Genomic DNA, 17675 nt, shown 5'->3' with positions numbered 1-17675 from the left:
ATGCTGGGCAGCATAGGCCAACTGGGGGGAGTATGAACACTTATCCCATGGCGAGGGAGCCAGCTCCCTCTCCACAGGATGTGTGTCAGCCTCAGCTGTTGTTGTGATCGATCTTGATGGTCGGATCACTGCCGGCGATCAGCGAGTTCAGGTTGATGTTCGACCAGTTGTTGCCTTCCAGCTTGATCGTCACGTCTGGCGTCGCCGCCGCACCGTTGGCCGCGTTGAACTGGCCGGTGGTGCTGACTTGCAAGGAGGACACGCCATCGACCGTGCTGATTTTCAGGAAGTGGTCGATGGTGCTGCCGGTTTCGCCCTGCAACAGGTCCCGCAGGTCGATCCGGTCACCGTCGCCGGCCTTGAAGTCCTTGATCACGTCATTGCCGGTGTCGCCGGCTTTCCAGACAAACGTGTCGCCGCCCAGGCCACCGATCAGGGTGTCGTTACCCGTGCCGCCAATCAGGGTATCGGCACCGCTGCCGCCGAGCAGGATGTCATTGCCCTTACCACCGTCCAGCAAGTCCTTGCCGCCCTGACCGAAGATGATGTCGTTGCCGGCACCGCCCAGCAGGGTGTCGTTGCCGTCATGTGCGCCGGACACATCGAACGCGGTGTAGTGTTCGGTGATGTACTGGTGCACGTTGCTGGTGGTGACCTTGCTGACGTCCGCGCCGCTTTGTTGGGCGACAAACGACTGGATGGCCTGGTAACCCTCGCCGGCGATGCCGTTGAAACTCACCAAATCGCCGAACAGGATGTCGTTGCCGTCCGCGCCGTTGACCGTATCGGCTCCCGGCATCGTCGCTTCGGTGTGGCCGATGATCGAGTTGGCCAGGTCCTTGGGGTCGATGTTGGTTTGCGGCTTGCCGTCCGAGTCGTAGGGTGCGAGGTCGGACAGAGTGACGCCCTTGTTCAGGCCGATAGCCTCTACGCCCGACACCGAACTCAATAGCGCGAAGGCGCTCGCGGAGTTGCTGGTGGCGGCCGAGTCGGTACTGCTGCCGGTCCCGTCGCGGTACGACAGCTCATAGGTGCCGTCGCCTTGGGCGTGCAGCGTGCCCAGGTTCTCTTCGCTCCAGTAGCCGCCCCAGGACTTTTTCCAAGTTTGCAGCGTGACGTTGCCGGACTTGTCGACCTGAACACGGTGGGTGCTGTCCAGTGCGGCGCTGAACGTCTGCCCCAGCTTGTAATTGCTGGTGGTGATCAAGCTGTCGAGCTTCACGCCGTTGTAGATATCCGGGTTTGTGTCTTCGTCGCTCTGGTAGTAAGTCGGCTGGCCGTCGGTGATGAAGTACGTCAGGTTCTTCGCACCGGAGTTGCTCATGGCCTCGCTGCTCTTGAACCAGTTGGCGGTGGTCTTGAATACGTCTTCGTAGTTGGTACCACCACCGGAATCCATCGAGTCCAGGACGCTCTTGAGCAACGCCAACGCGTTCGGGTCCTTGAGGTTGACCGAAACGGTTTGGTTCACCTGATTATCGAAGTCCGCCAGGAAAATATTCACCGTCCCGGAGTTGCTGCCCATGCTCTGCTTGAGCGTGTTGAACACCTGGGTCAGCGAGTTCTTCGCGGCGGTAACGGAGGACGAGCTCATGCTGCCGGAGCTGTCGACCATGAACGCGATGTTGTAGTTGACGCCCGGCACCACGGTCAGGCCGCCGATGTCGGCGACCACGATGTCGTTGCCGTCGGTGCCGGTGACGTTGTCACTGCCGGAAGTGGCTGTCGCAGCGTTGTAGACCGCCGGATGCACCGTTACCGGGATCTGTGCCGTGGTCGTCGCCGACCCGCCGAGGGTTTCGGTGGAGGTCGACGTCACTGTCAGGTTGATCTGGCCGTTGAAATAGGTCGGCGGCGTCAGGTTGAGGCTGCCAAGGTTCCAGCCGGTAACCGAGGCTTCGCCGTTGGCTCCCACGGTTGCGGTGTGACCCGCGCCGTCACTCAGGACGCTGCCTTCAGGCATGCCGCCGATCTTCACGCTCAAGCTTTCGGAACCGTCGGTGTCGGTCAGGGCGGTGGTGATCTTCGACAGGTTCACGCTGCCGCCTTCGGCGCCTTCGTTGAGCTTGAAGCCGTCGTAGTAGCCTTCGCCATTGGTGCCGTGCAGGTCGGAAACGGACACGCCAGCGTTCGTCAGGTCGGCGACGCCGGTATAGAGCGGTATGCCGGCGCTGCTCAGGTCCACGGGCGTGCTGCCGTTGACCGACAGGTTCACGTCATAGCTGCCCGGGCCGGTCTGGTTGTGGTGGTAGATGTCCAGGGTGTAGTAGCCGCTGGTGGTCGGGGTGAACGAACCATTGAGCTTGCCACCGGCGCCCCAGGTAATGCCCGCCACGTCCTTGCCACCAATGGTCACCAGCAGGCTGTCATCGCCGGTGCCGCTGAAGGTATAAATCTTACCGGCTTCCAGGAAAATCAGCCCCGAGGTCTTCGACGCGGTGCCCGGATTGACGTTGCCGTCGTTCTGCACGTTGCTCACGTTGGTGCTGCTGTTCGGCGTGCCGGCGGCATCGATCACTGACTTGAGCGTGCCCGACGGCGCGCCGTTGCCATCGGTGCCCAGGCCCGACAGCCCGGTCCAGACTTCCTTGATCAGGCCGGTGGAGGTCACGTTGTTGCCGGCTACGTTGAGGGTCGGCGCGTCGGCGGTTGGCGTGATGTCGATCTTCACGGTGCCGGTGTTGCCCAGGGCCTGGCCGTCGGTTGGCTGGAATTTGATCTGCGCGTAGTCAGCCTGCTTGTTGCCCACGCCGCTGCCGCCATAACCATTGGCACCAGATTCGTTGGCATCCGGGGTGAAGCGCAACTTGCCGGCGTCGATGTCGGCCTTGGTGAAGGTCTGGTTGTTGGCAACGTTCTTCCAGGTCGCGCCATCCAGGTACTGCAACTTGCCATCGCCTGGCAACCCGGTGATTTTCACCCCCTGGCTGGCGGCGGAGCTGTCCACGTCGCTGACGCCGAAGGTCGACCAGCCGAGGACCAGCGAAGTGTCCTCGGTACCGGTCACGGAGCCACCGGCGGCCACCGGTGCATCGTTGACGCCGACCACGTTCACCGTGGTAGTGGCGGTGTTGGAATAGCTGGCGCCGTCGGTCACCGTCACGGTGATGACGCGCGGTACGCTGCTCGGGTCTTCGCTGTTGTTGATGAAGCTGATGTTCTTGATCTGCTGCATATAATCGGCCAGCGTCGCATTGCCCGTCAGCGTCAGGACGACCTTGCCGTCGGTGCTGTTGGCGTTGATGCTGATGCCGTTGACGCTATTGCCCAGGTTCAGATGATCGCCAGGCTGACGGTTGGTCAGCACAATGGTGGCGCCGGTCAGCATGGTGCTGTCCGGGTCGGTGATCTTCAGGTCGGTATCGCCAATCGACACGCCTGGGCCGGTGGTGCCTTCGGTGAAGGTCACCTGGTAATCGGCACCGGTCTTGCCACTGGAGTTGTTGGCATCCAGGTCGAGCACCGGCGCCGCATCGTTGTCGATGATCGAGGTGCTGACACTGCCGTTGGTCCCGCTGACCGCCAGATGCTCGAAGTTACCACCGGTGGCGGAGTCGATCTTGACCACGAAGTTTTCCGTGCCTTCGGTGATCTTGTCGTCCAGGGTTGCCACGTTGAAGTTGGCGCTGGTGGCATTGGCCGGGATCTTCACGGTGTAAACGCCCGTGAAGTCCGAGCCGTCGGCGGCAGTGCCGCTGTAGACGATCTTCACCGTCACCTCGGTTTGCGCCGGGTTCGTCAGGCTGACGGTATAGGTAGCCGCCTGGCCTTCGGTGACCGATGAGCTGCCGGTGATGCTGACAGTGGTGTTGTCGACGGTGTCGCCTACAGCACTCGATGCGCCAGTCTTATCAACGACGATGGCTTCCAGATTGCCGCCGGATGCCGATTTGATCGACTCGGTAATGGACGGCGCACCGGTATAGACATCGTTACCGACCGCGACATTGAGCACGCCAGAGCTTGCGCCGGCTGCGATGGTGATTGTCTTACCGCTTTCGAGCGTGACCGTTACAGGACCATTTTGCGCGGTAACGGGTTTGCCATCGGCGCCGGTCAGGGTGGCGGTGTAGGTGATGGTGCCGTTTTCATTCACGGTTGGGTTAGCCGTCAGCGTCACGGTGGTCGTGTCGTTGATGTCGCTGACCACGGTGCTCACTGGAGTCGTGTTTGGCGCGATGGCTTCGAGGTTGCCGCCGGATGCGTCTTTGATCGACTCGGTGACGGTGGTTGGGCCTTGGTAGACGTCGTTGCCGACCGCTACATCCAACACGCCCGAGCTTGCGCCCGCTGCGATGGTAATCGTCTTGCCGCTTTCGAGCGTGACCGTTACAGGACCATTTTGCGCAGTGACCGGCTTGCCATCGGCACCCGTCAGGGTGGCGGTATAAGTGATCGTGCCGTTTTCGTTCACGGTCGGGTTGGCGGTCAAGGTCACGGTAGTGGTGTCGTTGACATCGCTGACCACGGTGCTGACTGGCGTCGTGTTAGCCGCGATGGCTTCGAGGTTGCCACCTGTTGCATCTTTGATCGACTCGGTGACGGTAGTTGGGCCTTGGTAGACGTCGTTGCCGACCGCTACATCCAACACACCCGAGCTTGCGCCCGCTGCGATGGTGATCGTCTTACCGCTTTCGAGCGTGACCGTTACAGGACCATTCTGGGCAGTGACGGGCTTGCCATCGGCACCCGTCAGCGTGGCGGTATAAGTGATCGTGCCGTTTTCATTCACGGTCGGGTTGGCGGTCAAGGTCACGGTGGTCGTGTCGTTAACATCGCTGACCACAGTGCTGACTGGCGTGGTGTTCGGCGCGATGGCTTCCAGGTTGCCACCGGTTGCATCTTTGATCGACTCGGTGACAGTGGTAGGGCCTTGATACACGTCGTTGCCGACCGCTACATCCAATACGCCCGAGCTTGCGCCCGCTGCGATGGTAATCGTCTTGCCGCTTTCGAGCGTGACCGTTACAGGACCATTTTGCGCGGTGACCGGTTTGCCATCGGCACCGGTCAGGGTGGCGGTGTAAGTGATCGTGCCGTTTTCGTTCACGGTTGGGTTAGCAGTCAAGGTCACGGTAGTGGTGTCGTTGACATCGCTGATCACAGTGCTGACTGGCGTCGTGTTCGGCGCAATGGCTTCGAGGTTGCCGCCGGATGCCGAGGCAATCGATTCAGTAACCGTCGTAGGGCCTTGGTAGACGTCGTTGCCTACCGCTACATCCAACACACCAGAGCTTGCGCCCGCTGCGATGGTGATCGTCTTACCGCTTTCGAGCGTGACCGTTACAGGACCATTCTGGGCAGTGACGGGCTTGCCATCGGCACCCGTCAGCGTGGCGGTATAAGTGATCGTGCCGTTTTCATTCACGGTCGGGTTGGCGGTCAAGGTCACGGTGGTCGTGTCGTTAACATCGCTGACCACAGTGCTGACTGGCGTGGTGTTCGGCGCGATGGCTTCCAGGTTGCCACCGGTTGCATCTTTGATCGACTTGGTGACAGTGGTAGGGCCTTGATACACGTCGTTGCCGACCGCTACATCCAATACGCCCGAGCTTGCGCCCGCTGCGATGGTAATCGTCTTGCCGCTTTCGAGCGTGACCGTTACAGGACCATTTTGCGCGGTGACCGGTTTGCCATCGGCACCGGTCAGGGTGGCGGTGTAAGTGATCGTGCCGTTTTCGTTCACGGTTGGGTTGGCGGTCAAGGTCACGGTAGTGGTGTCGTTGACATCGCTGACCACAGTGCTCACTGGCGTCGTGTTTGGTGCGATGGCTTCGAGGTTGCCACCGGTTGCATCTTTGATCGACTCGGTGACAGTGGTAGGGCCTTGGTACACGTCGTTGCCAACCGCTACATCCAATACACCCGAGCTTGCACCGGCTGCGATGGTGATCGTCTTGCCGCTGTCCAAGGTCACGGTAACCGGACCATTTTGCGCAGTGACCGGCTTGCCATCGGCACCCGTCAGCGTGGCGGTATAAGTGATCGTGCCGTTTTCATTCACGGTTGGGTTGGCGGTCAGCGTCACGGTAGTGGTGTCGTTGACATCGCTGACGATAGTGCTGACCGGAGCGGTGTTCGGTGCGATGGCTTCGAGGTTGCCGCCGGTTGCCGAGGCAATCGATTCAGTAACCGTCGTTGGACCTTGGTAGACGTCGTTGCCAACCGCTACATCCAACACACCCGAGCTTGCGCCCGCTGCGATGGTGATGGTTTTACCACTGTCCAAGGTCACGGTAACCGGACCATTCTGGGCAGTGACCGGCTTGCCATCGGCACCGGTCAGGGTGGCGGTGTAAGTGATCGTGCCGTTTTCATTCACCGTCGGGTTAGCGGTCAGCGTCACGGTGGTCGTGTCGTTAACGTCGCTGACCACGGTGCTGACTGGCGTCGTGTTCGGCGCGATGGCTTCGAGGTTGCCGCCGGATGCGTCTTTGATCGACTCGGTGACGGTGGTTGGACCTTGGTAGACGTCGTTGCCGACCGCTACATCCAACACACCCGAGCTTGCGCCCGCTGCGATGGTGATCGTCTTACCGCTTTCGAGCGTGACCGTTACAGGACCGTTCTGCGCAGTGACTGGCTTGCCATCGGCACCGGTCAGGGTGGCGGTGTAGGTGATCGTGCCGTTTTCATTCACCGTCGGGTTAGCGGTCAGCGTCACGGTGGTCGTGTCGTTAACGTCGCTGACCACGGTGCTGACTGGCGTCGTGTTCGGTGCGATGGCTTCGAGGTTGCCACCGGATGCCGAGGCAATCGATTCGGTAACCGTCGTTGGACCTTGGTAGACGTCGTTGCCAACCGCTACATCCAACACACCCGAGCTTGCACCGGCTGCGATGGTGATGGTTTTACCACTGTCCAAGGTCACGGTAACCGGACCGTTCTGGGCAGTGACGGGTTTGCCATCGGCACCCGTCAGCGTGGCGGTATAAGTGATCGTGCCGTTTTCGTTCACGGTTGGGTTGGCGGTCAGCGTCACAGTGGTGGTGTCATTGACGTCGCTGACCACAGTACTGACTGGCGTGGTGTTAGGTGCGATAGCTTCGAGGTTGCCGCCGGATGCCGAGGCAATCGATTCAGTGACCGTCGTTGGACCTTGGTAGACGTCGTTGCCGACCGCCACATCCAACACGCCCGAGCTTGCGCCGGCTGCGATGGTGATTGTCTTACCACTGTCCAAGGTCACGGTAACCGGACCATTTTGCGCAGTGACCGGCTTGCCATTGGCACCGGTCAGGGTGGCGGTGTAAGTGATCGTGCCGTTTTCGTTCACGGTTGGGTTAGCGGTCAGCGTCACGGTGGTCGTGTCGTTAACGTCGCTGACCACGGTGCTGACTGGCGTCGTGTTCGGCGCGATGGCTTCGAGGTTGCCACCTGTTGCATCTTTGATCGACTCGGTGACAGTGGTAGGGCCCTGGTACACGTCGTTGCCGACCGCTACATCCAATACGCCCGAGCTTGCGCCCGCTGCGATGGTGATCGTCTTACCGCTTTCGAGCGTGACCGTTACAGGACCATTTTGCGCGGTAACGGGCTTGCCATCGGCACCCGTCAGCGTGGCGGTATAAGTGATCGTGCCGTTTTCGTTCACGGTCGGGTTAGCGGTCAGCGTCACGGTGGTCGTGTCGTTAACGTCGCTGACCACGGTGCTCACTGGAGTCGTGTTAGGCGCGATGGCTTCGAGGTTGCCGCCGGATGCGTCTTTGATCGACTCGGTGACGGTAGTTGGGCCTTGGTAGACGTCGTTGCCCACTGCCACATCCAACACACCCGAGCTTGCGCCGGCTGCGATGGTGATGGTTTTACCACTGTCCAAGGTCACGGTAACCGGACCATTCTGGGCAGTGACCGGCTTTCCATCGGCACCCGTCAAGGTAGCGGTGTAAGTGATCGTGCCGTTTTCATTCACCGTCGGGTTAGCGGTCAGCGTCACGGTGGTCGTGTCGTTAACGTCGCTGATGATAGTGCTGACCGGAGCGGTGTTCGGCGCGATGGCTTCGAGGTTGCCACCGGTTGCATCTTTGATCGACTCGGTGACAGTGGTAGGGCCTTGGTACACGTCGTTGCCGACCGCTACATCCAACACACCCGAGCTTGCACCGGCTGCGATGGTGATGGTTTTACCGCTTTCCAGCGTCACGGTAACCGGACCGTTCTGAGCAGTGACGGGTTTGCCATCGGCACCCGTCAGCGTGGCGGTGTAAGTGATCGTGCCGTTTTCGTTCACGGTCGGGTTAGCCGTCACCGTCACGGTGGTCGTGTCGTTGACGTCGCTGACCACAGTGCTGACGGGCGTGGTGTTCGGTGCGATGGATTCGAGGTTGCCGCCGGATGCCGAGGCAATCGATTCAGTAACCGTCGTAGGGCCTTGATAAACGTCGTTGCCGACCGCCACATCCAACACACCCGAGCTTGCACCGGCTGCGATGGTGATGGTTTTACCACTGTCCAAGGTCACGGTAACCGGACCATTTTGCGCGGTAACGGGCTTGCCATCGGCGCCGGTCAGGGTCGCGGTATAAGTGATCGTGCCGTTTTCGTTCACGGTTGGGTTAGCGGTCAGTGTCACGGTAGTGGTGTCGTTGACATCGCTGACCACAGTGCTCACTGGAGTCGTGTTTGGCGCGATGGCTTCGAGGTTGCCACCGGTTGCATCTTTGATCGACTCGGTGACGGTGGTTGGGCCTTGGTAGACGTCGTTGCCCACTGCCACATCCAACACGCCCGAGCTTGCGCCGGCTGCGATGGTGATTGTCTTACCACTGTCCAAGGTCACGGTAACCGGACCATTTTGCGCAGTGACCGGCTTGCCATCGGCACCGGTCAGGGTGGCGGTGTAAGTGATCGTGCCGTTTTCGTTCACGGTTGGGTTAGCGGTCAGCGTCACGGAGGTCGTGTCGTTAACGTCGCTGACCACGGTGCTGACTGGCGTCGTGTTCGGCGCGATGGCTTCGAGGTTGCCACCTGTTGCATCTTTGATCGACTCGGTGACAGTGGTAGGGCCCTGGTACACGTCGTTGCCGACCGCTACATCCAACACACCCGAGCTTGCGCCGGCTGCGATGGTAATCGTCTTGCCGCTTTCGAGCGTGACCGTTACGGGACCATTTTGCGCGGTGACTGGCTTGCCATCGGCACCGGTCAGGGTCGCGGTGTAAGTGATCGTGCCGTTTTCATTCACGGTCGGATTCGCGGTCAGCGTCACGGTGGTGGTGTCGTTGACGTCGCTGACGATAGTGCTGACCGGAGCGGTGTTCGGCGCGATGGCTTCGAGGTTGCCACCGGATGCCGAGGCAATCGATTCAGTAACCGTCGTAGGGCCTTGGTACACGTCGTTGCCGACCGCTACATCCAACACACCCGAGCTTGCACCGGCTGCGATGGTGATGGTTTTACCGCTTTCCAGCGTCACGGTAACCGGACCGTTCTGAGCAGTGACGGGTTTGCCATCGGCACCCGTCAGCGTGGCGGTGTAAGTGATCGTGCCGTTTTCGTTCACGGTCGGATTCGCGGTCAGCGTCACGGTGGTCGTGTCGTTGACGTCGCTGACCACAGTGCTGACTGGCGTGGTGTTCGGTGCGATGGCTTCGAGGTTGCCGCCGGATGCCGAGGCAATCGATTCAGTAACCGTCGTAGGGCCTTGGTAGACGTCGTTGCCTACCGCCACATCCAACACACCCGAGCTTGCACCGGCTGCGATGGTGATGGTTTTACCACTGTCCAAGGTCACGGTAACTGGACCATTCTGGGCAGTGACCGGTTTGCCATCGGCACCGGTCAGGGTGGCGGTGTAAGTGATCGTGCCGTTTTCGTTCACGGTTGGGTTAGCAGTCAAGGTCACGGTAGTGGTGTCGTTGACATCGCTGATCACAGTGCTGACTGGCGTCGTGTTCGGCGCAATGGCTTCGAGGTTGCCGCCGGATGCCGAGGCAATCGATTCAGTAACCGTCGTAGGGCCTTGGTAGACGTCGTTGCCTACCGCTACATCCAACACACCAGAGCTCGCTCCGGCTGCGATAGTGATGGTTTTACCACTGTCCAAGGTCACGGTAACCGGACCATTCTGGGCAGTGACCGGCTTTCCATCGGCACCCGTCAGGGTGGCGGTATAAGTGATCGTGCCGTTTTCGTTCACGGTCGGATTTGCGGTCAGCGTCACAGTGGTCGTGTCGTTAACGTCGCTGACCACAGTGCTGACTGGCGTAGTGTTAGGTGCGATGGCTTCCAGGTTGCCGCCGGATGCGTCTTTGATCGACTCGGTGACGGTGGTTGGACCTTGGTAGACGTCGTTGCCCACTGCCACATCCAACACACCCGAGCTTGCGCCGGCTGCGATGGTGATGGTTTTACCACTGTCCAAGGTCACGGTAACCGGACCATTTTGCGCAGTGACCGGCTTGCCATCGGCACCGGTCAGGGTGGCGGTGTAAGTGATCGTGCCGTTTTCGTTCACGGTTGGGTTGGCGGTCAAGGTCACGGTAGTGGTGTCGTTGACATCGCTGACCACAGTGCTCACTGGCGTCGTGTTTGGTGCGATGGCTTCGAGGTTGCCACCGGTTGCATCTTTGATCGACTCGGTGACAGTGGTAGGGCCTTGGTACACGTCGTTGCCAACCGCTACATCCAATACACCCGAGCTTGCACCGGCTGCGATGGTGATCGTCTTGCCGCTGTCCAAGGTCACGGTAACCGGACCATTTTGCGCAGTGACCGGCTTGCCATCGGCACCCGTCAGCGTGGCGGTATAAGTGATCGTGCCGTTTTCATTCACGGTTGGGTTGGCGGTCAGCGTCACGGTAGTGGTGTCGTTGACATCGCTGACGATAGTGCTGACCGGAGCGGTGTTCGGTGCGATGGCTTCGAGGTTGCCGCCGGTTGCCGAGGCAATCGATTCAGTAACCGTCGTTGGACCTTGGTAGACGTCGTTGCCAACCGCTACATCCAACACACCCGAGCTTGCGCCCGCTGCGATGGTGATGGTTTTACCACTGTCCAAGGTCACGGTAACCGGACCATTCTGGGCAGTGACCGGCTTGCCATCGGCACCGGTCAGGGTGGCGGTGTAAGTGATCGTGCCGTTTTCATTCACCGTCGGGTTAGCGGTCAACGTCACGGTGGTGGTGTCAAGCGAATCAGTGATCGTCGTGACCGCAGGCGCCGTATTCGGAACCAGGTTCTCGAAGTTACCCCCAGTTGCGCCAGTAATGGTGGCGCTGACAGTACTGCCATTGTTGTAGACATCGTTCGGCGGGGTATCGACAGCGACGGTGCCGGTGGTCTGGCCGGCGGCAATGGTAATGACCGAGCCGTTGCTCAAGGTCACGGTCACTGGCGTCTGGGCCGGATTGGTCAGCGTGGCGGTGTAAGTGATCTGACCGCCTTCGGTAACGGTGTCGCCTGCGCTCAGGGTGACGGTGGTGGTGTCGACGGTGTCGGTGATCTGGGTAACGGCGGGCGTGGTGGGTACGGTCACGGCGATGCCGCTGCCGCCGGTGGTGCCGGTGACAGTCACGCTGATCTGGCTTGGGTCGTTATAGACCGTGTCGTTCGGCGCGAGCGGCACATTGACGCTGCCGGTCAGTTGTCCGGCTGGAATGACGATGACTGCACCGTTGGACAAGGTCACGGTCAGGTTGGTCAGCGGCGCCTGGGTGACGGTCGCGGTGTAGACCAGCACGCCGCCGGCCTCGGTCAGGGTCGGCGTGGCGCTCAGCGTCATGGTCGCATTGAGCACGGCGTTGGCGGTCGTATCGGCAGTGGTGTCACCACCCAGGATGTTGTCATCGGTGGCGGCAGCCGCGGCGAGTCCTTCCGTAGGAAAACCGATTGTCGGATCGACGCTGCCAGCCGTGGCATCCAGTACGACGAAGCTGTGGCCACCACCGGCCGCACCGCCCGTGCCAGCAGCGGTTGGGCCGGCAGCGGTGGCTTCCAGGGCGGTCGTCGGGTCGACGCCCGCGGCGATGGCTTGTTGCAGTTCGTCTACCGAGGGCGCGGCTTGGGCGGCGGCCTGTTCCAGATCAGTGGAGGAGTCCGCAGCATTGGCGCTCCATTGGGTGTCCCGGCCCAGGTCCAGCGAGCGGCCATCGGCCAGCTCCAATGTGACGGCACCGGCAGGGCCGGTGTCCAACTGGTCGCCCACGTTAAGGCGGTCGCCTTCAATGAGTACGCGCCGAATACCCTCGGGGGATACGGCGAAAACCTGACCAACAATGCTTTTGACGACGGCAATAACACTGCTCATTGAAGACTCTCCGGGTACCACGTTCAGTAGACTTCCATGGACCCGACAGCCTCGTTGGCCGTAGCGGTCTGGACGTACATGCTCACTAAGGAAAAATGTTTTGACGCTTTAAATTTGACGGTTTATTGGCGGCAACTGCGGAAGGTTTTTGTTGCTGCCAAACTATTGACCTTCTGCCGGCCATCCTAAACAATCGCTTCTGTAATGTCACATTGATATTTAAGCGGCGACCTGTTCTTTCAGTGCGTGTTCCAACCCCTGTTTTGAACTTTCCGACATACGGTCATTCCGGTTGCCATCATCCGATGCAGCGCCACGTTTCGCTGTGATTCAAGACAAGCGTTTTCGGGATTTAACCAACCATGCGTTCGCATCTGCTCAAGGCTTTACCTTTCGCCCTCGCCGCCAGTTTCGTACAAGCACAAACCTTGCCGCAGGCCATGCAACAAGCATTGGATGTTCACCCGGAAATCCAGGCGGGCGTGAACAGTCGCCTGGCGGCGGACTATCAGCTCAAGGCTGCCAAGGGCGGCTACCTGCCTAGAGTGGACCTCGCAGCCGGGTACGGCCGTGAAGGCACCGACAGCGTGACCACCCGTTCGGGCACCAATAATCATTGGGAAACCTTGAACCGCAGCGAGTCGAGCCTGCGCCTGTCGCAAATGGTTTTTGACGGTTTTGCGACGTCCAGCGAAGTGGGGCGTCAACAAGCCAACGTCAATGCCCGTGCCTATTCCTTGCTCGACGCCTCTGAGCGCACTGGCTTGACGGTGGCCCAGGTGTACCTGGACGTGCTGACCCGTCGCGAATTCGTGCGCCTGGCCGAGGAAAACCTCAAAAGCCACGAACGCATCTTCGATCAGATCAAGCTGCGCACCTCCCGTGGCGTAGGCAGCGGCGCCGACCTGGACCAGGCCGAAGCGCGCATGGCCCAGGCCCGCAATAACCTCATCACCGAACAGACCAATCTGGCCGACGCCGAGACCAATTACCTCAGCGCCGTCGGCCAACTGCCGGATCAATTGGAGCGTCCCGCCGACTTTATGGCGCTGCTGCCGGCCAACCTCACCGAAGCCCGCGCCCAGATGCTAGACAACAGCCCGGTGCTGCGTTCGGCCGAAGCGGATATCGCCGCTGCCGAGCAGCAGTACGCGGCCGCCAAGTCGAGCTTCTATCCGCGCTTCGACGCAGAGTTGGGTCGCACCGCCGACAATGACCTGGACGGCCAGAACGGCCACAACAATGAATGGCAAGCCATGCTGCGCATGCGCTTCAACCTGTACGCCGGTGGCAGTAACAAGGCCGACCTGGAATCCAAGTCCTACCTGTCCAACCAGGCGCTGGATATCCGCAACAACGCGCTGCGCCAGTTGAACGAAGAATTGGGCCTGGCCTGGAACGCGTTGAACAACGCCAACGCCCAAGTGCCGATCGCCCAGCAATACGTCGACCGCAGCGCCAACGTGCGCACGGCCTATCAGAAGCAGTTCAGCCTCGGCGAGCGTACCCTGCTCGACTTGCTCGACAGCGAAAACGAGTTGTTCAGCGCTTCCCGTCGCCTGGCGGAAATCAAGAACGTGCAGCTGTTCACCCAGTACCGGATCAAGGCAACCATGGGCCAGTTGCTGAAAAGCCAGGGTGTGGTCGCGCCGTTGGCATCGGTTGTGCAGAACGACGTGAAACCCAAGGTCCAGTTACCTGGGATGAATTGAGTCCTCCCACCCGTTTTTATCAGTCAGAGTGCCGAGCGTGGAATCAGAAGTCAGTCCAGTCGAACTAGTTCATGACCCGCGCACGCTGCACGACGACCCGTTGTTGGATGGTTTGCTGGCGCTTTGCATGCTGCATCAGAAGCCTGCCAGCGCGGCGATGCTCACCACCGGCCTGCCGTTGCCCAAGCAACGGCTGAGCGTCGAATTATTGTCGCGTGCGGCGGCCCGTGCCGGTCTGCAAGGCCGGGTGCTGCAGCGCAAGCTTGAACAAATCCCCGCCATTGCAATGCCGGCCCTGTTGCTGCTTAAGGAAGGCCGCAGCGCCGTGCTGCTGGGCTGGGCCGGGGACGGCCAGGCGCGCTTGCTGCTCAGCGAAAGCGAAGGCGGCGAAGTCACGGTGAGCCATGAGCTGCTTGCCGACGACTACAGCGGAAAAGTCTTTTTCGCCCAACCGCAGCATAAATTTGACGTCAACCACGGCACGCTCATTCCCCGCGCGCGTTCCTGGTTTCGCGACACGCTCAAGCGTTCCCGCTGGCTGTACGCCGACGCCATCGCCGCCAGCCTGTTGATCAATATCATCGCCATGGCCGCTCCGCTGTTCGTGATGAACGTCTACGATCGCGTGGTGCCGAACCAGGCCGAGTCGACGCTGTGGGTACTCGCCGTCGGGATCACCGGCGCCTATGTGTTCGACCTCATCCTGAAAATGCTGCGCAGCTTGTGCCTGGATTTGGCGGGCAAGAAAACCGACTTGATCATTTCGGCGACGCTGTTCGAGCGAATCGTCGGCATGGCCATGAAATACCGCCCTGCGCGGGTGGGCAGCTTTGCCCAGAATATTCATGAGTTTCAGAGCCTGCGGGATTTCCTTGCCTCGCTGACCCTCACCAGCCTGATCGACCTGCCGTTCACCCTGCTGATCTTCACGGTCATCGCGATCCTCGGTGGGCATCTGGTGTGGATTCCGGTGCTAGCGTTCCCGATTGCCTTGCTGATCGGTTATGCGTTGCAAAAGCCTCTGGTCGCGACCATGGAGCGCACCATGGCCTTGGGCGCCGAGCGTCAATCCAGCCTGATCGAAACCCTCGCCGGCCTGGATGCGGTGAAGGTCAACAACGCCGAGAGTGAGCGGCAATATCAGTGGGAACAAACCATCGGCACTCTGGGCCGTCTCGAACTGCGGGTGAAAATGCTGTCCGGCCTGGCGATGAACATCACCTTGCTGATCCAGCAACTGGCCGGGGTGATCATGATCGTCTTCGGTGTCTACCAGATCATCGCCGGCAACCTGAGCATGGGCGGGTTGATCGCTTGCTACATGCTCAGCGGTCGTGCCCTGAGCCCCTTGGCGTCGCTGTCGGGCTTGTTGACCCGTTCCCAGCAGGCGCGGGTGACCATGACGTCTGTCGATCAAATGATGGAGCTGCCCCAGGAACGCAATTTCGAAGAGCGTCCGCTTAGCCGCAAGGTCTTGCAGGGTGCAGTTGAATGCCGGCAGTTGAGTTTCACCTACCCGAACCAGCAGAACCCCGCGTTGAAGAACATCAACCTGGTGATCAAACCGGGCGAAAAGATCGGCATCATCGGCCGCAGTGGCTCGGGCAAAAGCTCGCTCGCCAAATTGCTGGTGGGTCTGTACCAGCCTGACGACGGCGCGTTGCTGGTGGACGGCGTGGACATTCGCCAGATCGACGTCAGCGAGCTGCGTTACAACATTGGCTATGTGCCCCAGGACATCCAGTTGTTGGCCGGCACCCTGCGCGACAACCTGACCTCCGGCGCCCGTTACGTCGAAGACGAATTGGTGCTCCAGGCTGCGGAACTGGCAGGCGTACACGAGTTCGCACGCCTGCATCCGCAAGGCTACGAGCTGCAAGTGGGCGAGCGGGGACAGAACCTGTCCGGCGGCCAGCGCCAGAACGTCGCCCTGGCTCGCGCGTTGCTACTCAATCCGCCCATCCTGTTGCTGGACGAACCTACCAGCGCCATGGACAACACCGGCGAAGAACGCTTGAAACAGCGCTTGGCCGCCGTGGTGGAAAACAAGACGGTGCTGTTGGTGACGCACCGGGCATCGCTGCTGTCGCTGGTGGATCGCCTGTTGGTGGTCGACCGAGGGCAGATCCTCGCCGACGGTCCCAAGGCCGCCGTGATGGAAGCGTTGAAAAAGGGGCAGATCAGTGTTGCTTAAATCAGGTTTGAAGGGCGCTGTGGGCCGCTATTTCAAGGGTTCCGACTCGCTGCATGGCCAACCGCTGCCCGAGGTCAACAAGGCACTGATCGAGGACGCCCCGCGAGTGGTGCGCCTGACGATCTGGGGCATCATCGGCTTCTTTGTGTTCTTGGTGCTGTGGGCCAACTTCGCTGAGATCGACGAAGTGACCAAGGGCGACGGCAAGGCAATCCCATCGTCCAAGATCCAGAAGATCCAGAACCTGGAAGGTGGCATCGTCGCTGAGCTGTTCATCAAGGAAGGGCAGATCGTCGAGGCTGGCGCGCCATTGATTCGCCTGGACGACACGCGGTTTGTCTCCAATGTCGGGGAAACCGAGGCCGATCGCCTGTCGATGCTGCTGCGGGTCGAGCGCCTGAGCGCCGAGGTTGAAGATAGACCGCTGAATTTTCCGGCCGATGTGCTCGAGGCCGTACCGGGCCAGGCCGCCAGCGAAGAGTCGTTGTACATCAGCCGTCGCCAGCAACTGCACGATGAGATCGGTGGCTTGCAGGAGCAGTTGATCCAGCGCCAGCAGGAGCTGCGCGAGTTCGTGTCCAAGCAGGCGCAGTACCGCTCCGGCCTGGCGCTGCAACGCCAGGAAATCAACATGTCCGAGCCGCTGGTGGCCCAAGGCGCGGTGTCGCCGGTGGAGGTGCTGCGGCTCAAGCGCGCCGAAGTCGAGACCCGCGGGCAACTGGACGCCACGACGCTGGCGATTCCTCGCGCCGAGTCGGCCATCAAGGAAGTGCAGCGCAAGATCGACGAGACCCGCGGTAAATTCCGCAGCGAAGCCTTGACCCAACTCAACGAAGCGCGCACCGACCTGAACAAGGCCCAGGCCACCGGCAAGGCCCTGGAAGACCGCGTGAGCCGGACTCTGGTGACGTCGCCGGTGCGCGGCATCGTCAACAAGATGCTGGTGAACACCATCGGGGGCGTGATCCAGCCGGGTAGCGACCTGGTGGAGATCGTGCCGCTGGACGACACCATCCTGGTGGAGGCGAAAATCCGTCCCCAGGACATCGCCTTCCTGCACCCCGGCCAGGACGCCACGGTGAAATTCACGGCTTACGACTACACCATCTATGGCGGGCTGAAAGCCAAGCTGGAACAGATCGGCGCCGACACCATCACCGATGAAGACAAGAAAAGCACTTACTACATCATCAAGCTGCGCACCGAGCGTAGCCACCTTGGCACGCCTGAAAAGCCGTTGCTGATCATCCCGGGGATGGTGGCGTCAGTGGACATCATCACCGGCAAGAAGACCGTGCTGAGCTACCTGCTCAAGCCGATCGTCAAAGCCCGGGCCGAGGCTTTGCACGAGCGGTAAATTAATCGAGCTGTGACTCGGTGCTTTTGTGGCGAGGGAGCTTGCTCCCGCTGGGTCGCGCAGCGGCCCCATGAAAAGCGACGAGCGCCGCGCACTCAAGCGGGAGCAAGCTCCCACGCCACGCGCGTCGTTTCCAGACCGTCGGTTCGGCCATATGATTATGCG

4 protein-coding genes are annotated in these 17675 nt (G+C 60.7%); 3 read left to right on the top strand and 1 reads right to left on the bottom strand.

All coding sequences use genetic code 11. The annotated features are described in order from the left end of the window. Positions 1 to 91 precede the first annotated feature (91 nt). The gene (locus M1D68_RS24425; RefSeq protein WP_457968691.1) at positions 92 to 12247 is read right to left on the bottom strand and encodes a retention module-containing protein; all 12156 of its coding nucleotides are present in this window, start codon (positions 12245 to 12247) and stop codon (positions 92 to 94) included. A 362-nt stretch (positions 12248 to 12609) separates the two neighbouring features. On the opposite strand from M1D68_RS24425, the gene M1D68_RS24420 reads away from it, so the two are divergent. Genes M1D68_RS24420 through M1D68_RS24410 form a run of 3 tightly spaced genes read left to right on the top strand, consistent with a single transcriptional unit; the run spans position 12610 to position 17510 of the window. Next, positions 12610 to 13959 carry a TolC family outer membrane protein gene (locus M1D68_RS24420; protein WP_420766500.1) on the top strand — a complete coding sequence of 450 codons (1350 nt, stop codon included), beginning with the start codon at positions 12610 to 12612 and terminating at the stop codon, positions 13957 to 13959. A 37-nt stretch (positions 13960 to 13996) separates the two neighbouring features. Further along, positions 13997 to 16153: a type I secretion system permease/ATPase gene (locus M1D68_RS24415; RefSeq protein ID WP_457968689.1), complete on the top strand. Its 2157-nt coding sequence runs from the start codon at positions 13997 to 13999 to the stop codon at positions 16151 to 16153. Beyond that, positions 16143 to 17510 (top strand): HlyD family type I secretion periplasmic adaptor subunit, encoded by a 1368-nt coding sequence (locus M1D68_RS24410; protein ID WP_434561294.1) that lies wholly within the window; start codon positions 16143 to 16145, stop codon positions 17508 to 17510. The genes M1D68_RS24415 and M1D68_RS24410 overlap by 11 nt, the downstream gene beginning before the upstream one ends. The last annotated feature ends 165 nt before the right edge of the window (positions 17511 to 17675 follow it).

This window comes from Pseudomonas sp. R4-84, assembly GCF_054130985.1.
Note: the sequence above shows the minus strand (reverse complement) of the source record. Positions and strands in the feature narration are given on the sequence as shown.